This window comes from Nocardia aurantia (assembly GCF_009604425.1).
GTDB lineage: Bacteria > Actinomycetota > Actinomycetes > Mycobacteriales > Mycobacteriaceae > Nocardia > Nocardia aurantia.
In genome coordinates this window covers 200,810-223,896 of sequence record NZ_WEGI01000012.1, presented here as the reverse complement: position 1 = coordinate 223,896, position 23,087 = coordinate 200,810, and the positions used below count along the sequence as shown (strand labels likewise).

Here is a 23,087-nt window from a genome sequence, read left to right as displayed (position 1 = left end):
CAGAGAGATTCCTGGCGTTACAAGTGGCACGGCCGTATCCCGACCGGTGCTTCCGCCGGTCGGGCGGAACGGTCCCAACAATAGCCGCTAACCCCCGGCACGAGGACATCATGGGTCATCGGAGAGAGCCCGGAATCTCAGGGGCAGTGCGCAATCCGCCCCCTCGTTCGGCAAGCGCCCGAGCGCAGTCGGCCGCCTCCGTAGCGGCTGCGTCCGCGTCCGCCGGGTCACCGAGGCCCGTACGCAGCATGGCGCAGGCCCACCGCAACGGCAGCAGTCCGTGCTCCCGGCATTCGGCGGTGACCCCCGCCGCCAGCGCTCGTGCCCGGTCGAGGTCGCCGCAGGCCGTGCTCGCGGCGGCGAGAAGTAGACGGGACTTGACACGATGCCGTACCGAGGGGACCGCGGCGGCGAGGTCGACCGCGGCCTCCGCGTGCCGCAGCGCGGCCGGCGCGGCCGCCGCGCCCAGGGGGGACGACAGCGCCGTCTCGGCGGCGACCCAGTGCCGGCGCAGCCGCGGCCGCCAGCTCCGCGTCCCGAGGCGCTGTAGTGGTGCCTGGCAACGTTCCAGCAGCCGGTCCGCGAGCATCGGATCGGCGCGGCCGAGCGCATCCGCGGCGAGCCCGGTCAACGCGTCGCACACGGCCGCGTCCCGGTGGAAATCGCCGGCGTGCGCGAGATCATTGCCGGAGTATTCCGCCGCCGGGAATTCATCTTCAGCGAATTCGGCCCGCGGGCCGGTCACCAGAACCAGCGCGCGGCCGTCGAGGCCGGCGGCCCGGACGTGCCAGCCCAACTGCCGCCACAGCGACGCCTCGGTGCTGGTGGCGAGCGAGCGGAGCACCGGATCGGCGGTCCGGCGGTGGACGTCGGCGACCGCCGCCCGCGCCGCGGCGTAGCGGCCCTGGCCGCCGAGCGCCACCGCGCGCAGCCAGGATTCGAGCGCGTCTGCGGGAGTGGGCAATTCGGCAGCAGCGAGGCCGGGCCGGGCACCGAAGGCGGCCTCGGCGAACACCCTGCGTTCCGGCCGCAGCCGCGTGACGCCGGGGAGGTGGAGGTGGAGCACGGTCGGCACCCTATCGGCGGTCGGCCGGGACGCGGGCGGGCACCCCGCTACCCAGAATTCTCACAGCATGTTTCGATCGCGTAAATCTCTGCCCGGCTACCGTCCAGCACAGATATCGAGAAAGTGTAATGCTTTTCGGATAATTAACCTCCGCGCCTCGATTCGGCCATCTGACGCGGGCGAGATCAATGCGAACAGTGTCGTTCGTCATATACCACACCGGCATGGTATGACCAAAGCCGTCGACGGCCCACCACCGGGAAATTGCGCGCGACCTGGCGATTTGTGACCGCACACAGTGATCGCGCAGCTCAGAGAGCGACTGGACAACCGTTCAGTATCACCAACACGGGCCAGGATGTAAATAGCCGAGCGGTTAAATCTCGGAGCCTCGTGAATTCCGATCGCCAACGGAGAAACTATTGACTGGATTTCGATACACGACATAACGTACGTCATCGCCGTCGTCGGCGCCGCTCGAAATTGCGGCTCCCGCGAACTGCGATCGCCGGGGCGCCCGGCGATTCGGTCCGAGCCCGATCTCGGCGCCGGTTCGTCCGGCCACACCCGGGTCCGGACAGACCGTTGCTTCACCAAGCACCGCTCGACAACGCCGACGAGCTCGCACCACAAGGAGTTCACATGCCCATGCCCACCCACCTTCCCGGTCCGAACGCGGATGTCTGGGACTGGCAGATGCGCGGTTCCTGTCGTGGCGTGGACTCGTCGGTCTTCTTCCATCCCGACGGCGAGCGTGGCCGCGCCCGTGCCCAGCGCGAGATGCGCGCCAAGGAGATCTGCCGGACCTGCCCGGTGCTGATGCAGTGCCGCAGCCACGCCCTGAAGGTCAGTGAGCCCTACGGCATCTGGGGTGGGATGTCGGAGACCGAGCGCGAGATGCACGCCCGCCGCAACCGCCGCCGCCTGGCCGTGTAACGCGGCGAAATTCCTCTTCGCCCCGGGCCATCCGCAACGCGGGGTGCGCCGAATGCCTAGCAAACAACCGGCCACTTCGGCGGCCGGATGCAGTGGGTCACGGCGTGTCTCCTGTCGAACACCCTCGGCGTGTTGGGAGGAATGTCCGAAAGCCACTGGTACGCAAGTGGTTTCCCGACACCCCAGCCGAGAGGAGGTTCCGGCGCCGCGCTACGGTGGTCGCCGATGACACAGATCGGAGCGTTGTGACAACGCGGCCGCCGGCCGCAGAGGGCGACTCGTTCCAGGGATCAATCGGGAGCGGACCGGTGGCGACACCGGGTAAAGACTCTGCGATCACGGCACGCGCAGCCGAAAGCATCGAACTCGCCGCACTTCTCGAACGCTGCGGGCAGTCGGATCAGCAGGCCTTCGCCGAGCTGTACGACCGCACCTGCGCCCGCGTGTTCGGTCTGGTGCTGCGCGTCCTACACGATCCCGGCTATGCCGAGGAGACCACCCAGGAGGTCTACCTCCAGATCTGGCGCACCGCGGCCAACTTCGACCCGGCCAAGGGCTCGGCGGTCACCTGGTTGATGACCCTCGCCCACCGCCGCGCGGTCGATCGGGTGCGCGCCGAACAGGCCCACGCCCAGCGCGAAGTGGCGTACGGCGTCAGCACATTGGGGAACGAGTTCGACGAGGTCACCGAAGAGGTCGGCCGGCGGCTCGAACAACAGGCGGTGCGGGCGGGACTGGCGGCGCTGACCGATACGCAGCGGGAGGCGATCTCGCTGGCGTATTTCGGCGGGCGCACATATGCCGAGGTGGCGACATATCTGGGCGTAGGGTTACCAACGGTCAAATCCCGCATCCGGGACGGTTTGACACGACTGAAGAAGAGTTTGGGAGTGACGTGAGATGAACGAAAGCCAGATCGATCTCGCGCACACGGTAGCGCTCGGGTCGATCGGCGACGAGGACCGGCGCGCGGTGGCGGAACTACTCGACAACGCGGATCCTGTGCTGCGCGCGGCCTTCACCCGGGAAGTGGAACGCACCCGGGAAGCTCTGACCGTGATCGCCTCCGCCGTGGCCACCGAGCCACCGGCGGCCCTGCGAGACCGGCTGCTCGCCGCGCTCCCACCCGTTTCCGGCCCGGGCCCCGCCGGCCCGGGCCGCTGACGCCACACGAGAACGACCGAGGGCCGGGCACATTCACTGATGTGCCCGGCCCCTCGGGTCTCGGGAACTGTCTCGGCATCGGCATGCCTCGGTCACCGGGTATCCGGACGCCCGGATCCCCGGCGCCGGTTCGCCCCGGGCCCGTCAGCGCCGGGGCGCCCCGGCAGCCCTTCAGCGCCGGAGCGCCCCGGTCACCACACGTTCGCCGTGACTAGTGCGCGTGGCCGTGGTGGCTGTCGGCCGGCTGCTCCTCCGGCTTGTCGACGATGGCACTCTCGGTGGTGAGCACCATGCGGGCGACCGAGACGGCGTTGAGGACCGCGGAGCGGGTGACCTTCACCGGATCCACCACGCCGTCGGTGACCAGGTCGCCGTAGGTCAGGGTGGCGGCGTTGAAGCCGTCCTTGCCCTCGGTGACCTTGGAGACCACGACCGCGCCGTCGACGCCGGCGTTGGCGGCGATCCAGTACAGCGGCGCCTGCAGCGCCAGCCGCACCACGTCGACACCCACGGCCGCGTCGCCGCTGAGCGAGTCGCGCAGCTCGACGAGCTTCGCGGCCGCCTGCACCAGCGCGGTGCCGCCGCCGGGCACGATGCCCTCCTCGACCGCGGCCTTGGCCGCGTTGACCGCGTCCTCGACGCGGTACTTGCGCTCCTTGAGCGCGGTCTCGGTGGCCGCGCCGACCTTGATCACCGCGACGCCGCCGGACAGCTTGGCCAGCCGCTCCTCCAGCTTCTCGCGGTCCCAGTCGGAATCGGTGTTCTCGATCTCGGCGCGCAGCTGCGCGATCCGGCCCTCGATGTCGGCCGGGGTGCCGGCGCCCTCGACGAGCGTGGTGGTGTCCTTGGTGACGACCACGCGACGGACCTGGCCGAGCTGGTCCAGGGTCGCCTCGCGCAGCGTGATGCCGAGGTCGGGCTCGATCACGGTGCCGCCGGTGACGACGGCCAGGTCCTGCAGGAACGCCTTGCGGCGGTCGCCGAAGTACGGCGCCTTCACCGCGATCACCTTGAGCGTCTTGCGGATCGCGTTGACCACCAGGGTGGACAGGGCCTCGCCCTCGATGTCCTCGGCGATGATCAGCACCGGCTTGGCCGATTCGGCGATCTTCTCCAGCAGCGGCAGGAAGTCCGGCAGCGAGGAGATCTTCTCGCGGTGCAGCAGGACGTAGGCCTCCTCGAAGATGGCCTCCTGCTTGTCCGGGTCGGTGACGAAGTAGGACGACAGGTAGCCCTTGTCGAACTGCACGCCCTCGGTGACGACGAGTTCGGTGTGCATCGTGGAGGATTCCTCCACGGTGACCACGCCGTCCTTGCCGACGGTGGTCAGCGCCTTGCCGACCATCTCGCCGATCTCCTCGTCGCGCGAGGACACGGTGGCGACCTGCGCGATGGCCTTCTCGCCGGAGACCGGCTGCGCGGCGGCCAGCAGGGCCTGCGAGACCGCGTCGGCGGCCTTGCTCATGCCCGAGCCCAGCGAGATCGGGTTGGCGCCGGCCGCGATGTTCTTGAGGCCGTTCTTGATCAGGGCCTGGGCCAGCACGGTCGCGGTGGTGGTGCCGTCGCCGGCCACGTCGTTGGTCTTGGTGGCGACGCTCTTCACCAGCTGCGCGCCCAGGTTCTCGAAGGGGTCCTCGAGGTCGATGTCACGGGCGATGGTGACGCCGTCGTTGGTGACCGCCGGGCCACCGAACGCCTTGGCGAGCACCACATGCCGGCCGCGCGGGCCGAGCGTGACCTTGACGGCGTCGGCGAGCTTGTCGACGCCGCGTTCCATTGCCCGACGAGCCTGCTCGTCGAACGCGATCTGCTTTGCCATGGGTGTGAAAGTCCGTCCCTGTCGGAAGAGATTGGATCGGGAATCGGCCGCCCGGCGGCCGGAAGACGTCTGCGCCGAAAGACCGCTGCCCCGATGCCCGCTCGTCTGCGGTCATCGGGGCAGCGGCTTGTCACGACCGGCCGGTCACTTGTTGACGACGGCCAGGATGTCGCGCGCCGACAGGATCAGGTACTCCTCGCCGTTGTACTTGATCTCGGTGCCGCCGTACTTGCTGTAGATGACGGTGTCGCCCTCCTGGACGTCCACCGGGATCCGCTTGGCGCCGGCTTCGTCCCAGCGACCGGGGCCGACGGCGACGACGGTGCCCTCCTGGGGCTTCTCCTTCGCCGTGTCGGGAATGACCAGGCCGGAGGCGGTCGTCGTCTCGGCCTCACCGGCCTGGACGAGGATCTTGTCCTCGAGCGGCTTGATGTTCACGCTCGCCACGTTGAGCCCTCCACTTTCAGGGGATGATGTGGTCGTCCGGGGCTGTTCCCCGGACTCACGGTTTCGGTCACGGTCGACTCCTGCGCATAGCCCCGTCGTCGCGGGTGCCGGAACCCTGCCCAGTAGTCGAGCTGGCATCTGAGCACATCCAGTGCCACTAGCACTCTATACATGAGAGTGCCAGCGCTCAAGGGCGGGTAGTGCTACCCGGAAAACTCGTCACGGGACACGGCAATTGATTCGAGAAATCTGTAACGTTCGGATAACGGATTGTGACAGTATGGACGACGGTCGGTGTGACGCCTGTTGTCACGCCGTGATGACCGATCAGCTCCACCAATCTGCTTCACCCCTGCACGCCTAGACGAGAGCAAAAGCAAGTGATCGTGGCTGGTCCCGACACCCGAACGGACGAGGGCTCAGCCGGATCCGGTGCCCGGGCCCATCGCCGACCCCGCGAGAAGCCCGTGCTGTCCGTTCGAGATGGTCGGCGACACCGTCACCATCCGCACGAAGGGAGGTGAACATGCGAACATCCCTCGGAATCTCCGCCGGCAACGAGGTCGTGTGCTCGGCCCTCGTCGCGACCGCGCCGCACGGCGCGCAGAGCTTCGACTACCGCGTCGTCTCGGCGGATATGGCGCATTCCGACCTCGGTGATCTGGTGGCGTCGTCGATCGAGCTGATGACCACCCAGCTACCGCGCGACTTCCCGTATCCGGTGCACGCCACCGGTTTCGGCGCCGCATCGGCCGAGGCGCCCGAACCGCCCGGCGCCATCGCCGTCGCCTATCGCGACCGCGAGCAGGAGATGGTGATCCGGTCGGCCATCGGCAAGCAGCGGCGCGATGTGAAGTTGATCTCGGAAAGCACTGCGGCACTGGCGTATCTGCGCCACACCGGGCTGCTCGACCGGTACCGGACCGTCGCCGTCATCGATCTCGGCGCCACCGGCATGACCATCACGGTCGCCGATCTGGTCGACGAGCACGTGCTGCGCACCGAGCGCAGCACGACCGTCAGCGGCAACGCGGTCGACGAGCTGATCTACCGGCATCTGCTGGACTGCCACTTCCTGCGCCGGGGCACCCGGCCCAACCGCGCGATGCTGATCAACCGCAGCCGCGCGGCCAAGGAGCATCTGTCCATCGCGCCCGCGGTCACCATCGACCATGTGGCCGGGCAGCCGCTGAAGCTCACCCGCGCCGATTTCGAGGAGCTGGTGGCCGATCTGCTGCGCGAGGCGGCCGGATTCGCCGGTGGCGTGTTCTCCCGCGCGCCGAAGTGGCCCGAGTCGGTCATCGTGATCGGCGGCGGCGCCAACATTCCCGCACTCGTCTCCGGGCTGAACCGGCTGCTCGACGTACCGGTCTCGACCCTGCCCGAGCCGGAGGCCGTGATCGCCAAGGGCGCCGCGCTGGTCGCCGACGACATGCAGCCGGACCACGCGGCCGCCGGATCGGGCATCGACGCCCCCGCGGCCACCTTCACCAAGCTGATCGGCACCCTGGCGGGCGCGGTCGTGGTGGTCGGCCTGGTCGTCGGGTACGGAGTGAAGGAGCTGGTCCCGACCAACCACGACGTCACCCCCGCCAATACCAGCAACACCGCCCAGTTGCCCACCACCACGGGCGGCTCCGCCCTCCCCTCTGCCACCAGCATCGGCCAGTCCCGCGAACCCGACCGGCGCAGCGGCACCGCGGTACCCGTCAATCCGGTTCCGACCACCTACGCCGGGCAACCGTCCGGCAGCCCGCAGCTGCGTCCCGACCCGAACCTGCCGCCCATCCCCCTGCCGGACCTCCCGCGCCTGCTCGGCCCCCTGCTGGGCGGCACGGTCGAACCGTCGCGCTCCCGTCTGCTGCCCGAGCCGACCACCCCGTCGCAGGACCCGGACTCGGAACCCGACCCGGAACACGCCTCGATGCCGGCGTCGGCCCGCCTCGACTCCAGCGGCTTCGATCTGCTGCTGCACCGGCACGGCTAGCGCCGACCGGTCGCGGACGGTATCGAGTCGGACGATATTCGGCTCACGCCTCACATCGAAGTCAAAATTCGCCATACAAATGATCGCCACGCGGTCCCGGCCCATCAGGTCGTCCTACGCTGGGCTGGTAATGGGCGTTCCACGGCTAGTGCGTTGGATGCCGGCCGTATCGACAGCCGTCGCGGCCCTCGGTCTCACGGCCCGTGATCGTGTGTGCATCGCGGCGGGCAGGCCGGCTGCCGGTGTCCTGAAAGGCTCACGCAGTCGCCATGATCCGCGATCCGGTGAGCGCGTCCCGTGTACCGGCACGAACCGCGGCGACCGTGCTGTGGCGACCCGCACGCGGCCGACCCGGCCGGTTCCGCAGCGGCACCTGCGGGCGCCGGATCGGATAACCGTGCGCTCGGCCTCCGCCGCCGTCCGCGACCTCCGACGGGAGGCGCTGTGGTGAACTTCTCCTTCGATCGCAGGGCCTTTCTGCGCGGCGCGGTGGCCGCGGGGGTGGGGGGTGCGGTGACCACCGCGTCCGCGGCCATTCCGGGCCCGGCGGTGGTGGCCGCGCCGGCGCAGCCGTTCCACGGCATGCACCAGGCCGGTATCGAGCAGGCCCCGGCTCCGGGGAGTCAGACCGTCTTCACCGCTTACGACGTCACCGTCCGGACGGTGGGTGAACTGGTGGATCTGCTGCGGGCGCTCACCGATCGGGCGCGGCGGCTCACCGGGGCGGCGGCGCCGGTCGATGTCGCCGCGCCGGCGCCCGACGACGGAGTGCTGGGCCCGGATCCGTGCCGCTCGATGCCGACCGTCACGGTGGGCTTCGGTGCGTCGCTGTTCGAGCGATTCGGGCTGGCCGGCCGGCGACCGGCCGCGCTGGCGCCGATGCCGGTCTTCCCGAACGACCGGCTGCAACCGGCCTGGTGTCACGGCGATCTGAGTGTGCAGTTGAACGCGGCGGACCTCGACACCTGTGTGCACGCGCTGCGTGACCTCGGGCGTGCCACTCGCGGAGGGATGCGGCCGCGCTGGCGGATCGACGGATTCGTCAACCCGCCGCGGCCGGACGGGAGCCCGCGCAATCTGCTGGGGTTCAAGGACGGCAGCGGCAATCCGACCAGGGCCGAGTTCGATCGGCTGATCTGGACCGGCGAGGATCCGGGACCGGCGTGGACCACCGGCGGCAGCTATCTGGTGATCCGGTTGATCCGCATGCTGGTGGAGTCCTGGGATCGCCTCGAGCGCGGCGGACAGGAACGTATTCTCGGCCGCGACCGGGACACCGGCGCTCCGCTCGACGGCGCTCGGGAGAGCGACGAACCGGACTACACCGAGGATCCCGAGGGGGTGTACACCCCGCTGAACTGCCACATCCGGCGGGCCAATCCGCGCACCCCGGACACCGTGGACAACCGGATCCTGCGGCGCGCCTTCAACTACGACCACGGTGTGGACGAGGAAGGCGATCTCGATCAGGGCCTGGTCTTCGTGTGCTACCAACGTGATCCGCGGCGGCAGTTCGAGGCGATCCAGCGACGGCTGGCGGACGAGCCGCTCACTTCCTACATCCGGCCGTTCGGTGGCGGCTATTTCTTCGTACCGCCCGGCGTGCGCGACGAATCCGATTTCTACGGGCGTGCGCTGGTCACCTGAGCGGTGCGGCCGGTGGCTACCGCTGGCTGGTGGAGACCGCGAGGCCGGGTTCGGTGGCCACGGTCAGGGCCGAGGGTTTCGCGCCGCCCGCGATGACGTGGGCGCCGAGCGTGGCGATCATGACGCCGTTGTCGGTGCACAGGCGGGGTTTCGGGACGCGCAGCCGCACACCCGCCGCCGCGCAGCGCTCCTCGGCCATCGAGCGGATGCGGGTGTTGGCGGTGGCGCCGCCGCCGAGGACCAGCGTGTCGATACCGAGGTCGGCGGTCGCGCGGATCGCCTTCATGGTGAGCACGTCGGCGACCGATTCCTGGAAGGACGCGGCGATGTCGGGGATCGGCAGTTCGGTGCCGTCGCGGCCGGCGGCCTCCACGTAGCGGGCGACCGCGGTCTTCAGTCCGGAGAAGGAGAAGTCGTAGCGCGGGTCGCGGGGGCCGGTCATGCCGCGCGGGAACGCGATCGCGCGCGGATCGCCGTGTGCCGCGGCCGCGTCCAGCGCCGGGCCGCCGGGATAGCCGAGGCCGAGCAGCCGGGCCACCTTGTCGAACGCCTCACCGGCCGCGTCGTCGACGGTGCTGCCGAGCTCGACGATCGGTTCGGCCAGGTCCGTGACCTGCAACAGGTGGGTGTGGCCGCCGGACACGAGCAGCGCGACGCACGGCGGCATCGGCCCGTGTTCGAGGGTGTCGACGGCGACGTGGCCGCCGAGGTGGTTCAGCGCGTACAGCGGGATGTCCCACGCCGCCGCATAGGCTTTCGCGGCCGCGACGCCGACCAGCAGCGCACCGGCGAGGCCGGGGCCGATGGTGACCGCCAGGGCATCGGGGCGCTCGACGCCCGCCGCCGCCAGCGCCCGCCGCATCGCCGGGACGATCGCCTCCAGATGCGCGCGGGAGGCGATCTCCGGGACCACCCCGCCGAACCGGGCGTGCTGGTCGACGCTGGAGGCCACCTCGTCGGCGAGCAGTTCGCAGGTGCCGTCGGCGTGCCGGCGGACGATGCCGACGCCGGTCTCGTCGCAGGAGCTCTCGATTCCCAGGACGATCATGCGAGCACCTCGTTCGGCTGGTCCCCGCCGGTCGGTCCGGGACGGAGCATCGTGTAGGCGTCGGCGCCGCTGGGCAGGTAGTAGTTCTTGCGCAGGCCGACGACGCGGAAACCGTGCTTCTCGTAGAGGGTGATGGCCGGCGTGTTGTCGGTGCGCACCTCCAGGAACACCGGCCCGCCGCGCTGCCCGGCCTCGGCCAGCAGCGCGCGCAGCAGCCGGGTTCCGATGCCGCCGCGGTGACAGTCCGGATCGACGCCGATCGTGTGCACCTCGGCCTCGGGGTGATCCAGCGTGCCGAGCAGCGCGATGCCCGCGTACCCGACCATCCGGCCGGAACCGTCGCGGGCCACCACGTAACGGTTGTACGGGCCGCTCAGCTCGGACCGGAACGCGGCCGCGGGCCACGGATCGTCCTCGGGGAACAGCGCCTGTTCGAGTTCCACACAGCGGTCGATGTCGGCCGGGCGCATCGGCTCGATCCGCACATCGGTGTCGCCGACCGGGCCGCTGGTCATCGGACGGCCTGATAGTTGCGCTCGACCGCGTCCGGGCGGCGCAGATACAACGGGGTCAGCGGTTCCGGGGTGGCGCGATCCAGCAGTTGCGTCGCGGCGCAGCGGACCAGCCCGGCCGGGGAGGGAGTCTCGACCGGAAGCACCGGCAGATCGAAGAAGTCGACGTGCGAGGCGGATCCGGCGATCGCCGTGGCCGAACCCGGATCCAGATCACCGGGACGGCACACCTCCGGGCCCCCGACGCGTACGCCGCCGGACCGGTAGCGGGCCCAGTACACCTCACGGCGGCGCGCATCGGTGACCACGAGCAGTTCGGTCGCCTCGGGCGCGCTGTCGCCGGTGGTCGCGGGGCGCACGTCGCGCCAGGCGTCGACCGCGATCGCGTCCAGGCTGCACACCCCGTACACCGGCAGGCCGAGCGCGTCACCGAAGGCGGCGGCGGTCGCCATGCCGACGCGCAGGCCGGTGAACGGGCCCGGGCCGATCCCGACCACGACGGCGTCCAGATCGGCGCGTGCGACGCGGGCGGTCTCGAAGCAGTCCAGGATCTGCGGGGTCAGTACCTCGTTGTGCGCACGCGCGTCGACCGTGACCCGGGAGGCGAGGGTGCGCGCCTGCGGCGCCGGTTCCCGATCCGCGTGCGGAGCGTGCGTCAGCTCCACCAGACCCGCCGTCACGGCGGGTGTCGCGGTGTCGACAGCGAGTACAAGCATGATGGCCCAACGATACCGGTACGTCATCGGCGTCCCACCGGCCGTACACCCGGCCCGGACGTCGTCAGACGGCGGCGACCCACTCCCAGGTGGCGGTGCGGACGTCGGAATCCGCGGCCCGGTGCAACCGCACCCGCAGATGCCGGTCGGTCAGATGTTCGGCGACTCCGAGACCCCATTCGATCACCACAACCGCGTCCTCCAGGTCGGTGTCCAGGTCGAGGGCGTCCAGTTCGTCCAGGTCGCCGCCGAGCCGGTAGGCGTCGACGTGCACCAGCGCGACCGCGCCGGGATGGGTGCCGGCGCGATGCTGCCGGGCGATGATGAACGTCGGCGAGCTGACCCGGCCCTGCACGCCGAGGCCCGCGGCGATGCCCCGGGTCAGCGCGGTCTTGCCGGCGCCGAGCGGGCCGTCCAGGATCACCAGATCACCGGCGGTCAGGTCGGCGGCCAGCTCCCGGCCCAATTCCTCGGTGTCGGCGACCGTCGGCAACGTGCGCTCGTCAGCCACGGGCGACCACGCCCTTCGCCGCCTCGACCAGGCCCGCGCGCACCGCGAGCCGATCCAGCGCGCCGTTCACCAGGTCCGGGCATTGCAGGTGCACCATGTGCGCGGCGTCGGTCACCCGGACCAGGTCGGCGTTCGGCAGGTCCCGGGCCAGCGCGCGGGAGTTGCCGAACGGGATGACCAGATCGTGCGCGCCGGCGAGGACCAGGCCGGGCAGCGCCGCCAGCCGCGGCAGCGCCGCCGACTCGTCGTGCAGCTCGACGGCCCGGGAGAAGGCCACCATCGTCTCGGTCGGCACCCGGTCGATCATCGAGGTGGTGAACCGCGACAGCGTCGGGCTGACCTCCCCGTGGAACGAACTCACGTGCAGGAACGGCCGCAGCAACTGCCGGGTGGTGGTCCGGCCCATCTGAACCAACGCGGGGGCGAGGTGGGCGGCCAGCCGCACCCCGTCCAGCGCGGGGCTGCGCAGCAGCTGGCCCACCCCGGTCGCGGTCACCTCGGCCGCCGCGGTGGACAGCAGCGCCACCGCCCGCACCCGGTCGACCACCGCCGCGGGCGCCTGCGCGACCGCGCCCAGCACCGCCATCCCGCCCATCGAATGCCCGATCAGCAGCAGCGGGCCGTCCGGCGCGACCTGCTCGATCACCGCGAGCAGATCCCGGCCGATCTGCGGCACGGTACAACTGCCCGGGGTCGGGGCGCCGGAGCGACCGTGCCCGCGCTGGTCGTAGAACACCAGGCGAACCTGTGGGCCCCACAGTCTTTCGAGATCGCGGCGCTGAAAGTGGAAGGACTCCATGCTGTTACAGAATCCGTGCACGAAAATGGCTGTGGCGGGCGCATTCTCCGGACCACAGCTCCGGAAGGCCAGCCGCACACCGTCCTCGGCGACCACGGTGCCGTCGGGGTCACGGTCCAGCAACAGGAAATCCTCGTCGCGCAGATCGTCACGGTTGGCGGGCCACCACACGCTGGCCCCCACCCGCCGCAGCGCATGCGCCCCGGCCAGCGCGCCCAGCACCGCCGCGGTCGCCGCGCCGCCGCGCAACGCCGTGGTCCATACCCGCTGCGACGACCCGGTCATCGCGCACCCCCCGCCTCGTTCCGGCCGCCTCGATAGCGACGCACCGCGCGCCCGCGCGGCGCGCAGACGATCTCGTAGTTGATCGTGCCCAGCAGATCGGCCCACTGCTGGGCGCGCGGATCGCCGGGCTCGGCGCCGAACAGCACCGCGGTGTCGCCCTCGGCCACCCCCGCCGCATTGTCGCCCAGATCGACCACGAGCTGATCCATGCACACCCGCCCGACGGCCGGATAGGCCGACTCGCCGATCCGGACCGAGATCCGGCCACCCAGCGCGCGCGGCACACCGTCCGCGTAACCAGCCGGGATGAGCGCGACCGTCGTGTCACATGGCGCCACCCATTCGTGCCCGTACGAGACGCCCTCGCCCCGGGCGACCGGTTTGACCAGCGCGACCCTGGCCCGGAACGTCATGGCCGGCCGCAGGCCGAAATCGGAGAACTCCGGAATCGGCGACTGGCCGTACACCGCGATACCGGGCCGCACCATGTCGAAGGCCAGATCCGGGCGGGTCAGCGTGGCCGCCGAATTCGACAGATGCGCCAACTCGGGCTGTAACCCATATTCCTTCGCCAGCGCGAGCGCCTCCACGAACCGCTCCCGCTGGGTGTCCAGCATCGGATGCCGAGGCTCGTCGGCGTGCGCGAGGTGCGAGAACACCGCCCGGAACCGGATAATTCCCGCCGCGACCAGCTCGCTCAGCGACGCGAACACCCGGGGCAGTTCCGCGGCCGGCACACCGTTGCGGTTCAGCCCGGTGTCGACCTTGACGGTCACGACCGCCGGACGGCCGACCGCCCGCGCGGCCCGAGCCACCCCGTCGAGATGCGCCACCGAGGAGATACCGATCTCGATGTCGGCGGCCACGGCCGCCGCGTAGTCGCTGTCCGAGGTGTTCAGCCAGCACAGAATCGGCGCGGTGATGCCACCCTCCCGCAGCAGCAGCGCCTCGGCGACCGTGGTGACCCCCAGCGCCGCCGCACCCGCCGCCAGCGCCGTCTCCGCCACCCGCAACGCACCGTGGTTGTAACCGTCGGCCTTCACGACCACCATCACGGCGGCATCACCGGCGTGCGCGCTCAACACCCGCACATTGTGCGCGATGGCGTCCAGGTCGACGACGATCTCCACCTGTGGATCGGGAGTGCTCACCACACCGATCCTGCCAGGGACCCGCCGCAACCCGTCGGACACCTCGAAATGCTCCGGGTAACGCGTCGCCCCACCGCAGCCTTCCACGAGCTCTCGACCGACCCGATCCGGTCGTGCGGCCCGGCCCGTCAGGCAGGTTCTGTCAGCTTCCACGTGACCGGGGTACCCGCCGAGCGGCGCGATGTGACAGCGAACCGGCAGCGGGACCGCCGCCCCGCGACGGGTGGGTTACCGACCGCCCCCAGGGAACAGATCCTGCCCGCCACGGCCACCGGGCTGCGCCCGCCAACCGCGTGCCGGCGTCGCCGGGGGCAGCGCCCGGCACGTCGAAGCGACGGCGACGCACCGCCGACCCCTTCCGGCGCGGGCAGCGCCCTGGTCTCTCGACGCGGGGTTCAGGCGCCGGTCTGGGCGCGGAGAGTGGCGATCGCGGGCCGGATGTGGTGGAGCAAGGGGGTGGCCGAGATCGGTGCGCCGCCGTCGTGGGCGTGGGCGGCCAGGTTGGCGGCGAGTGCGTGGACACGGGCGGCGGCCGCGGCCGCCCAGGCCGGTTCGCGACCGGCGGCGAGAAGGGCGCCGAGCACACCGGACAGGACGTCACCGGCACCGGCGGTAGCGGCCCACGAGCCGCCCGCCTCGTTGACCAGCACCGGGTGGCCCGGGGACGCCACGAGGGTGGCGCGCCCCTTGAGCAGAACGGTGAGCTGCCACTCGTCGGCGAGGGCACGGACGGCGGCGACCCGGTCCGGTCCGGGTTCGTGGCCGGTCAGACGGGCGAATTCACCGGCGTGCGGGGTGAGCACGGTCGGGGCCCGCCGACCGGTGACCAGTCGAGGTTCGGCGGCAAGCAGAGTGAGGCCGTCGGCATCGACAAGGACCGGCAGGTCGGTGGCGAGGACCTCGGCGAGGCGGTCCCGCGCGGCGGAGTCGGTGCCCGCGCCGGGCCCGTAGACCCACGCCTGCACCCGCCCGGACGTCGCGACGGTCTCAGCGGCGACGATCTCCGGCGCGTGTTCCAGCACCTGCGCCGAACCGGTTCCGATGTAGCGGACCATGCCCGAGGTCGCCGCCACCGCGCCGCCGGTGCACAACACCGCCGCACCCGGATACGCGGCGCTGCCGGCGCAGATGCCGACCACACCCTGGGTGTATTTGTCGTCATGGGCTCCGGGAACCGGCCAGTCCGCACCGACCCCGGCGGGGTCCAACGCCACCAGCGACGGCTCCGGCAACCGCAGCCCGATCGGGACCAGTTCGATCCGCCCGCACCAGGGCGCGGCCAGCGCGTGCACAGGTTTGCGAGCGCCGAAGGTGACGGTGACGTCCGCGCGAACCGCCGGACCGTCCACCGCCCCGGTATTCGGGTCGACACCGCTCGGCAGATCCGCCGCGACGATCGGAACCTCCACCGCCGCAACAAGTTCCGCAGCCCGAGGACGCAACGGCCCGCGTCCGGAGATACCGACGATCCCGTCCACCACCAGATCCGGCGTGCCCAGATCGGTTCGCACCCGACCGCCGCTACGCCGAAGCGCCGCAAGCCCTTTCGCATGCGCCCGCTCCGGCGACAACAGTATTGCCGACACCGCGACCCCCCGCCGCCGCAACATCGATCCGGCGAACAGCGCATCGCCGCCGTTGTCACCCGAACCGACCAGCAGCGTCACCGACCGTCCGGCCACTCCCCCGGTCCGCTCCCGCAATTCCGCCGCGACCACCTCGGCCAGCCCGTACGCGGCCCGCCGCATCGGCACCCCGTCCGCGACCCGAGTGAACAGCTCCGCCTCCGCGCCCCGCACCTCGTCGACGGTGAAATAGCCACGCACCAGTGTCATCGCTCTCCTAGCTGTGTTTTTGGCCTCCGCTTCGCTGCGGCGGGTTCGCGGCCCTGCGGGCCCGATCCTTCCCTCCTCGCTGTGTTTTTGGCCTCCGCTTCGCTCCGGCGGGTTCGCGGCCCTGCGGGCCCGATCCTTCCCTCCTCGCTGTGTTTTTGGCCTCCGCTTCGCTCCGGCGGGTTCGCGGCCCTGCGGGCCCGATCCTTCCCTCCTCCGGCTCCTCCGCTTCGCTCCCCCGCCTCCGTCAGTCCAGGATCGGACCGGGCCGCGAACAGGAGCGCTACCCCTGCGTATCAGTGACCGACACCCACGGTGCGGGTTACGGCTGCGGAACGGTGACCGCGTCCGAGGGGAGTGGGGTACGGACGGCTGCGGAAATGGTAACCGGGCCACGGGAACGGGGGACGTACCGGCTGCGGAACGGTGACCGGGCCACAGGGAGCGGGGTACGTAGGGCTGTGGAATGAAGGCTGGTCAAGGGTGATGTCACCAACAAGCAGGTCCAACACCAAATCCGCACCCACCCCCAAGCGCAGGCGTAACCCTCCACTTACCCGAATCAGTCACCAATCCGCAGGCGCAGGCGCGCCCCGCCCACCCCGACCGCCCACCGACCCGCAGGCACAGGTGAGGGCACGACGCCCCGCTCACCTGACCCTGGGACCGCTCTGCGGGCACAATCCTCCGGCCACCCCGGACCGGGTCACCAAAACACAGGCGTAAGCCTCCCGGTCGCCCCCGGTCACCGTTCCGCAGCCGTAACCCCCATCCTGGGTTTCGGTCACCGATACGCAGGCGTAGCCCTCCTGTTCGCGGCCCGGCCCGATCCTGGACTGACGGAGGCGGGGGAGCGAAGCGGAGGAGCCGGAGGAGGGAAGGATCGGGCCCGCAGGGCCGCGAACCCGCCGGAGCGAAGCGGAGGCCAAAAACACAGCCCGTCACCCCCAAGCAGGCCCAACACCAAGCCGCAACCCGCCGCGCTCCCGCACCCACGCCCCAATACAGCCCAGAAAACCATCCCCCGAACCACCCAACCAAAGCCGAGCCCAAAAACACCTCCCACTACGCTGACGCCCATGCAGATCGGTTCCCCTCGAGCGTCGGTGCGAGGCGGCCTCGCCGTGGCCCTCACAGCCATAGCCCTCACAACCAGCGCATGCGATACGGGAACAACAACATCCACACCGTCCACCACCCCGCCAGCAGGCTCACCAGCACCGAGCAGCCCACCACCCGGATCACCCCCAGCGCACACGTCGACGCTCACCGTGGACGTGAAGGACATGAAGTTCTCCCCCGCCACCCTCACAGTAAAAACCGGCGACACCGTGACCTGGAAGTTCGCCGACCGAGTCCCGCACGCCGTACAAGGCATCGGCGACGCCGCCATGGGCATCAACAGCCCGATCTTCACCAAGGGCGAATGGAGCTACACCTTCCCGGTCGCAGGCACCTACCGCTACCTCTGCCCGCTACACCCCGACATGCGCGGCACCGTCACCGTCCAATAAGCCCGGACAGCGCCCCGGCAAAACCCGTCGAGTACCCTGGACCGGCTGTTGCCTGTACCCGCGCACTCCAGGAGCCGTCCGTGAATTCCCCGTCTGCCGGTATCGAGGCCCGCGCCGGTGCGTCCGGGGGAAAGCTGGCCGAGGAAGTCGCCCGCAGGCGCACGTTCGCGGTGATCTCCCATCCGGACGCCGGTAAATCCACGCTCACCGAGGCGCTGGCACTGCACGCCAAGGTCATCTCCGAGGCCGGCGCGATCCACGGCAAAGCGGGCCGCAAGTCCACCGTCTCCGACTGGATGGAGATGGAGAAGGCGCGCGGCATCTCGGTCAGCTCGACCGCGCTGCAGTTCGAGTACGGCGACTGCGTGATCAACCTGGTCGACACCCCCGGCCACTCCGACTTCTCCGAGGACACCTACCGGGTGCTGACCGCCGTCGACGCCGCGGTCATGCTCATCGACGCCGCCAAGGGCCTCGAGCCGCAGACCCTGAAGCTGTTCCAGGTGGCCCGCGACCGGGGCATCCCGGTCATCACCGTGATCAACAAGTGGGACCGCCCGGGCCGGGCGCCGCTGGAACTGCTGGACGAGATCCTCGACCGGATCGGCCTCACCCCGACGCCACTGTTCCTGCCCGTCGGCATCGCGGGCGATTTCCGCGGACTGTTGCGGCGCGGACCCGCCGAATCCGAGGGCGCCCCCGCCGAATACATCCACTTCACCCGGACCGCCGGCGGCGCGACCATCGCCCCCGAGGAGCACTACACCCCCGAACAGGCCGCCGACCAGGAGGGCGAGGCCTGGACCACCGCCGCGGAGGAGAGCGAATTGCTGTCCGCCGCGGGCCAGGACCACGACCAGGAACTGTTCCTCGCCGGCCAGACCTCCCCGGTCATCTACGCGTCGGCGATGCTGAACTTCGGTGTGCGCCAGATCCTGGAGACGCTGATCGAACTGGCCCCGCCGCCCGGCCCGCGCGCCGATCTCGCGGGTACGCCGCGCGTACCGGCCGATCCGTTCAGCGCGGTCGTGTTCAAGGTGCAGGCCGGCATGGACGCCGCGCACCGGGACCGGCTGGCGTTCATGCGCATCGTGTCCGGCGAGTTCGAGCGCGGCATGGTCGTCACGCACGCGCAGACCGGGCGGCCGTTCGCCACCAAGTACGCGCTGACCGTGTTCGGCCGCGACCGCACCACCGTCGACACCGCCTACCCCGGCGACATCGTCGGCCTGGTGAACGCGACCGCGCTGGCGCCGGGACACACGCTGTTCTCGGACAAGAAGGTCGAGTTCCCCCCGATCCCGTCCTTCGCGCCGGAGCATTTCGCGACCCTGCGGGCCCGGACCGCCGACAAGTACAAGCAGTTCCGCAAGGCGATCGATCAGCTGGACTCCGAGGGCGTGGTGCAGGTGCTGCGCAACGACACCCGCGGCGACGCCTCACCGGTGCTGGCGGCGGTCGGTCCCATGCAGTTCGAGGTGGTCACCGCGCGCATGCTGACGGAGTTCAACGTCGAGACGCATCTGGACTTCCTGCCGTATCAGCTGGCCCGCCGCACCGACGCCACCTCGGCGCCGGAACTGGCCCGGCAGCGCGGCGTCGAGGTCTTCACCCGCACCGACGGCGCGATGCTCGCACTGTTCGGCGACAAGTGGCGGCTGCAGTACATCCAGAAGGAGATGCCGGCGCTGACGCTGGAGCCCCTGGTCGCCACCGCGGACTAACCCATGGTGCCGGTGGCGTCGTCGTCGATCGTCATGCCCGGTTCCCGGGCCTGCAGCCCCCAGCGGCTCGAGGTCAGTCGCAGGCTCGGCAGGTCCGACAGCGACAGCACCACCTCGTAGGTGCGTTCGTAGCCGGTGTGCGCGATCCGCCAGCGGCCGTCCTCGCACAGGACGTAGCGGTCGGTGTAGAACGCGGCCCCGTGCAACAGCATGTTGTGCCCGGGAATCAGGACCGTGTCGGCGAGATACCAGGTGCCCGTGGCGGTATCGCCGTCGATATCGATCTCCGGATGATCGCAGCGGTGCTCCGTCACGACATGTGGGCCGAGCGTATTTCGCATGAACGCCATGAACGCGTCACGCGACTCGAATTGCAGATACTCACTGTAGGTCGCGGTGACCTCGGGAATCATGGTGTCCGCGAACTCGTCCCACGACTTGGTGTCGAGGGACCGCAGATACCGGAACTTCAGCCGGCTGATCGCGGCGACGGCATCGGAGTCCATACCTCCACAATCCCATCGAAATTCGCGGATCTGCGCCGATCGGCGAATTTGTATCGAACTGCTACCGCCGCGGTAACCTCCGCGACCCGTAGCGTCGGCCCGCGACCGCGCTGCTAGGAACCGTTGATCGAGAAGCAGGTCTTGCAGAAGTCGTCGCCGAATTCGGTCAGCCGCAAACTTTTTCGCACGATCTTGGGTGCGCGGCCGGCCTTCTTCAGCGCCGCCTCGACCACGGGCTGCACCTCGAGCACCATGTAGCGGCTCAACAGCACCGGATCGTGCGAGGTGACCAGCAGTCCCAGCCGATTCAGGTTGATCAGGTACAGCCGGGCCCGATCCGGATAGCGCACCCCGGCCTGCTCCGGCACCGAGGTCAGATCGCCGGACACCAGTTCCGAGCCGATTCCCAAGGGCCGGTTGGTGCGAACGTCCACGGCCGGCTGCGGGCCGCTGAGCGCCATGAACCGCAGGATCCGTGCCTCGTCGGGAGCGATCTGATCGAGGATACGGTCGTAGGCGGGGTGCACGTCCTCGGTGAAGTAGACGTCCGCCGAGCGGGCCAGCAAGGCGTCGCCGCGGCGGCGCAGGTCGTCCAGTGAGGCGGAGCGGATATACCCGTTGCCGACGGTCTGCTGACCACTGCTACCGCCGCCGCCGTTGCTCGACGGGACGTAACTGACGATCTCCCGCACCGAACCCTCGGAGACCCCGAGCACGCTGCGCGCGATGGACTGCAGTGCGGCGCCGGTGCGTTCGGCGAGGTCTGCGGACGACTCGCCGTCGATGACCGCCTGGGTGAGCTGCTTGGTGACCTCGACGGTGGTGCCGACGGTCCACTGCCCACCCCGCACGGCGGTACCGACCGCGAGCCCCGCGGCCCGGAACGCGCCCCGGATCAGCCGGGCCTCGTTGCTGATCTGCCGCTGCTCGACGTCCGAACTGCGTTCCACGGCACGGGAACCGGGGCGGACCATTTCCCGTCCGGTCCTGTCGTCTGTCACTGATCCTCTCCGACTGTCACCAGATGAACCAATACGCCTACCCACATTCGGCCTGGAATCACCGGCCATTCTTCCCCACCGGATGTTCGGGATCGTGTTGCGCCGGTCCGGTGTGACCGAAGTCTCCCATCCCACCCGGCGCCACACGACGACAGGGCGGAAGTGGACCTATCGGCCCGGTTCACAGTAAGGTCCAGCTTCCCGGCGGGTACGTTGAGGTGCCGGTGGCGGCAGCGGGTTACCGGTCGGTCGGGCAGGAGGGTGTCGTGCTGGACAATGTTTTTCATATCCACCCGACCTGGTGGCTGGAGTTGATCACCATCCCGTTGTTCACCGGGATCATCGGCTACATCACCAACTGGACCGGTGTGCTGATGTTGTTCCGGCCGCTGCACTTCCACGGCTTCAAGTTGCTCGGTCTCCGATCGATGTTCCCGTTTCTGCCGAAACGAATCCAGGTGCTGCCGCTGTTGCAGTACGACGGCCGGATCGGCTGGCAGGGCATCGTGCCGTCGCGCGCCGACAAGATGGCGTCGATCGCCGTCGACAAGGGTCTGTCCAAACTGGGCAGCGTCGCCGACTTCTACCGCGAGCTCGAACCGGACGCGCTGGCCGAGCATCTGACCGAGATCGCCCAGGAGCAGATCCGCGACATCGTCGAGGAGATCGCCCGCCGCGAACATCCGCAACTCTGGTACAACCTGCCCTCGCCGGTGCGGGAGATGGTGCACGAGCGGGTCCGTCAGCAGCTGCCCGACGTACTGCGGGAGCTCACCGTGGAATTGGGCAGCAACATCGAACAGCTGCTGGACGTCAAGCAGATGGTGATCCGCTACTTCCAGTCCCGGCCGCAGATGGTGAACACCGTGTTCCAGGTGCTCGGCGCCAAGGAGCTGCGGTTCATGCAGAACTTCGGCTTCTACTTCGGCGCTCCGATGGGTCTACTGCTGGTGCTGGTGCTGCATCTGACCGGCTGGTCGACGCTGGTGGTGCTGCCGGTCGGCGGCGTGATCATCGGCTGGGTGGTGAACTGGATCGGGCTCAATCTGATCTTCGCACCCGCCTATCCCAAATGGTGGTGCCCGTGGCGCCAGGGGCTGCTGATCAAGCGGCAGCCGGAGATCACCGAGGGTTACGCGGAACTGGTGGCGACGCAGATCGTCACCATCGCCAACGTCGGCAACGAGCTGCTCGAGGGGCCTCGGTCCGACCGGACCATGCAGATTCTGGAGGACACGCTGCGGCCGGCCACCGACCGGGCGCTGGGCATCGCGCGCGGGCCGCTGCGACTGATGCTCGGCAATCGCGAATACGAGACGCTGCAGAACAGTTTCGCCGATCAGGCGAAGAGTCTGGCGCCGGTCGCCTTCGCCGATCCGGCCTTCAACGCCCGGCAGAGCGTTCAGGTCGGTCAGTTCATCGCGCGGCAGATGGCGGCGTTGTCGCCGCCGGACTTCGTGGAGATGCTGCGGTCGGCGATCAAACAGGACGAGTGGCTTTTGTTCGTCCACGGCGGTGTGCTCGGACTGATGGCCGGTTACGCTCATATCCTGATCTTCGGAACAGGAGTGGCGCCATGGCCGTGACCCAGGCGGATTCCGGCGACCCGGTCGAACCGGCCGGCTCCATAGCCCGGATTCCCGCTCGACGCACCGAGAATCGTTCTCCCGCAGCCGGAAATCCGGTCCGGGCGGCCGCCGGGATCGTGCAGGTGACGGTGTCCGCGGTGACCGAGGCCGCCGGCTGGGGCGTCGGTACCGCGCTCGGGGTGACCGGAACGGTGTTGCGCGGCAGCATCGCCGGCCGGCCACCGCGCGAGGTGCTGTCGGAAGCCGGTGAGCAGCTGCGGGATTCGGTGCGCCGCGCCCTCGGGGTGCCGACCGGGTCGCAGCGACCACTGCCCGAATCACCGACGTTGCGGCAACAGGGCGCCGAACTGCTGCGTCTGTCGGCGAGCGTGCACACCGATCCGGACGAGGAACATCCGGCCTACGCGCGCATGCTCACCGAGCTCACCCCGGACGAGGCTCGGATCCTGCGCCTGCTGTACCTCGACGGCGCGCAGCCGTCCCTGGACATCCGCTCCCGCCGGCCGCTGCGTCCCGGAATATCGCACGGCGAGTTCGGATTCACCCTGATCGCCGTCGACGCGGCGCTCTCGCAACCGGAACGGGTCGACCCCTATCTCACCAACCTCGGCCGCCTGGGCCTGATCACGGTCACACCGGATCCGCTGGGCAACCCGGCCCGATACCAACTGCTGGAATCCCAGCCCGAGGTGCGGAAAGTATTGCAACAGAACAGCTTCGGTACCAAGGTTCGACACCGCAGCATCACCCTCACCGCCTTCGGCAAGGATTTCGTGAGACGCTGCCTGCCGGTGGGGTGATTCGGCTGTATTTTCGGCCTCCGCTTCGCTCCG

Annotated in this window: 20 protein-coding genes and 1 pseudogene; 9 read left to right on the top strand and 12 right to left on the bottom strand. The window is 69.8% G+C overall.

Translation table 11 applies throughout. From position 1 onward, the window contains the following. Positions 1 to 115 precede the first annotated feature (115 nt). A complete protein-coding gene (locus NRB56_RS27280; RefSeq protein ID WP_319943599.1) occupies positions 116 to 1,066 on the bottom strand; it encodes a hypothetical protein in 951 nt (316 codons plus the stop codon). A 642-nt stretch (positions 1,067 to 1,708) separates the two neighbouring features. On the opposite strand from NRB56_RS27280, the gene NRB56_RS27275 reads away from it, so the two are divergent. From NRB56_RS27275 to NRB56_RS27265, 3 genes are all read left to right on the top strand, one after another. After that, positions 1,709 to 2,002: a WhiB family transcriptional regulator gene (locus NRB56_RS27275; protein ID WP_026344120.1), complete on the top strand. Its 294-nt coding sequence runs from the start codon at positions 1,709 to 1,711 to the stop codon at positions 2,000 to 2,002. 308 nt (positions 2,003 to 2,310) lie between these two features. After that, positions 2,311 to 2,901, top strand: coding sequence for a sigma-70 family RNA polymerase sigma factor (locus NRB56_RS27270; RefSeq protein WP_319943598.1), 591 nt, complete (start codon positions 2,311 to 2,313; stop codon positions 2,899 to 2,901). A gap of 1 nt (position 2,902) precedes the next feature. Further along, on the top strand, positions 2,903 to 3,166 hold the full coding sequence (locus tag NRB56_RS27265) for an RskA family anti-sigma factor (protein ID WP_153347083.1): 264 nt from the start codon (positions 2,903 to 2,905) through the stop codon (positions 3,164 to 3,166). 211 nt (positions 3,167 to 3,377) lie between these two features. Here NRB56_RS27265 and groL read toward each other — a convergent pair whose 3' ends face one another. Both groL and groES read right to left on the bottom strand, forming a co-directional pair. Continuing rightward, entirely contained in the window at positions 3,378 to 4,985 is a 1,608-nt protein-coding gene (gene groL / locus NRB56_RS27260) for a chaperonin GroEL (RefSeq protein ID WP_153347081.1), read from the bottom strand. 144 nt (positions 4,986 to 5,129) lie between these two features. After that, entirely contained in the window at positions 5,130 to 5,432 is a 303-nt protein-coding gene (gene groES, locus NRB56_RS27255) for a co-chaperone GroES (protein ID WP_019932901.1), read from the bottom strand. Positions 5,433 to 5,958: 526 nt separating this feature from the next. On the opposite strand from groES, the gene NRB56_RS27250 reads away from it, so the two are divergent. Continuing rightward, positions 5,959 to 7,419, top strand: coding sequence for an Hsp70 family protein (locus NRB56_RS27250; RefSeq protein ID WP_153347079.1), 1,461 nt, complete (start codon positions 5,959 to 5,961; stop codon positions 7,417 to 7,419). A gap of 444 nt (positions 7,420 to 7,863) precedes the next feature. Next, complete coding sequence (locus NRB56_RS27245) at positions 7,864 to 9,066, top strand: Dyp-type peroxidase (protein ID WP_319943597.1); 1,203 nt, start codon at positions 7,864 to 7,866, stop codon at positions 9,064 to 9,066. 16 nt (positions 9,067 to 9,082) lie between these two features. Here the strand turns inward: NRB56_RS27245 and tsaD are convergent, their stop codons facing one another. The 7 genes from tsaD to NRB56_RS27210 all read right to left on the bottom strand — a co-directional run bounded on the left by tsaD (position 9,083) and on the right by NRB56_RS27210 (position 15,914). Next, on the bottom strand, positions 9,083 to 10,114 hold the full coding sequence (gene tsaD / locus NRB56_RS27240) for a tRNA (adenosine(37)-N6)-threonylcarbamoyltransferase complex transferase subunit TsaD (protein ID WP_153347076.1): 1,032 nt from the start codon (positions 10,112 to 10,114) through the stop codon (positions 9,083 to 9,085). Continuing rightward, positions 10,111 to 10,629, bottom strand: coding sequence for a ribosomal protein S18-alanine N-acetyltransferase (gene rimI, locus NRB56_RS27235; RefSeq protein WP_153347074.1), 519 nt, complete (start codon positions 10,627 to 10,629; stop codon positions 10,111 to 10,113). Before rimI ends, tsaD begins: the two co-directional genes overlap by 4 nt. Further along, entirely contained in the window at positions 10,626 to 11,342 is a 717-nt protein-coding gene (gene tsaB / locus NRB56_RS27230; RefSeq protein WP_153347072.1) for a tRNA (adenosine(37)-N6)-threonylcarbamoyltransferase complex dimerization subunit type 1 TsaB, read from the bottom strand. Before tsaB ends, rimI begins: the two co-directional genes overlap by 4 nt. A gap of 64 nt (positions 11,343 to 11,406) precedes the next feature. Further along, positions 11,407 to 11,853: a tRNA (adenosine(37)-N6)-threonylcarbamoyltransferase complex ATPase subunit type 1 TsaE gene (gene tsaE, locus NRB56_RS27225; RefSeq protein WP_319943596.1), complete on the bottom strand. Its 447-nt coding sequence runs from the start codon at positions 11,851 to 11,853 to the stop codon at positions 11,407 to 11,409. Continuing rightward, a complete protein-coding gene (locus tag NRB56_RS27220) occupies positions 11,846 to 12,937 on the bottom strand; it encodes an alpha/beta fold hydrolase (protein ID WP_153347070.1) in 1,092 nt (363 codons plus the stop codon). Before NRB56_RS27220 ends, tsaE begins: the two co-directional genes overlap by 8 nt. Next, complete coding sequence (gene alr, locus NRB56_RS27215; protein WP_319943595.1) at positions 12,934 to 14,088, bottom strand: alanine racemase; 1,155 nt, start codon at positions 14,086 to 14,088, stop codon at positions 12,934 to 12,936. The genes NRB56_RS27220 and alr overlap by 4 nt, the downstream gene beginning before the upstream one ends. 395 nt (positions 14,089 to 14,483) lie before the next feature. Next, the gene (locus NRB56_RS27210; protein WP_319943650.1) at positions 14,484 to 15,914 is read right to left on the bottom strand and encodes an NAD(P)H-hydrate dehydratase; all 1,431 of its coding nucleotides are present in this window, start codon (positions 15,912 to 15,914) and stop codon (positions 14,484 to 14,486) included. Between the two features lie 1,265 nt (positions 15,915 to 17,179). On the opposite strand from NRB56_RS27210, the pseudogene NRB56_RS40255 reads away from it, so the two are divergent. Both NRB56_RS40255 and NRB56_RS27200 read left to right on the top strand, forming a co-directional pair. After that, a pseudogene (locus tag NRB56_RS40255) lies at positions 17,180 to 17,434 on the top strand (plastocyanin/azurin family copper-binding protein); the annotation flags it as partial. A 101-nt stretch (positions 17,435 to 17,535) separates the two neighbouring features. Then, positions 17,536 to 19,158, top strand: coding sequence for a peptide chain release factor 3 (locus NRB56_RS27200; protein ID WP_319943649.1), 1,623 nt, complete (start codon positions 17,536 to 17,538; stop codon positions 19,156 to 19,158). Here the strand turns inward: NRB56_RS27200 and NRB56_RS27195 are convergent. Further along, positions 19,155 to 19,664, bottom strand: a complete 510-nt coding sequence (locus tag NRB56_RS27195; RefSeq protein ID WP_153347064.1) for a nuclear transport factor 2 family protein — start codon at positions 19,662 to 19,664, stop codon at positions 19,155 to 19,157. The genes NRB56_RS27200 and NRB56_RS27195 overlap by 4 nt on opposite strands. Positions 19,665 to 19,777: 113 nt before the next feature. Beyond that, positions 19,778 to 20,665 (bottom strand): Abi-alpha family protein, encoded by an 888-nt coding sequence (locus NRB56_RS39320; protein ID WP_319943594.1) that lies wholly within the window; start codon positions 20,663 to 20,665, stop codon positions 19,778 to 19,780. A 266-nt stretch (positions 20,666 to 20,931) separates the two neighbouring features. Between NRB56_RS39320 and NRB56_RS27185 the strand changes: the two genes are divergently transcribed. After that, entirely contained in the window at positions 20,932 to 22,251 is a 1,320-nt protein-coding gene (locus NRB56_RS27185; protein WP_319943593.1) for a hypothetical protein, read from the top strand. Beyond that, positions 22,242 to 23,054: an Abi-alpha family protein gene (locus NRB56_RS27180; RefSeq protein ID WP_153347062.1), complete on the top strand. Its 813-nt coding sequence runs from the start codon at positions 22,242 to 22,244 to the stop codon at positions 23,052 to 23,054. The genes NRB56_RS27185 and NRB56_RS27180 overlap by 10 nt, the downstream gene beginning before the upstream one ends. The last annotated feature ends 33 nt before the right edge of the window (positions 23,055 to 23,087 follow it).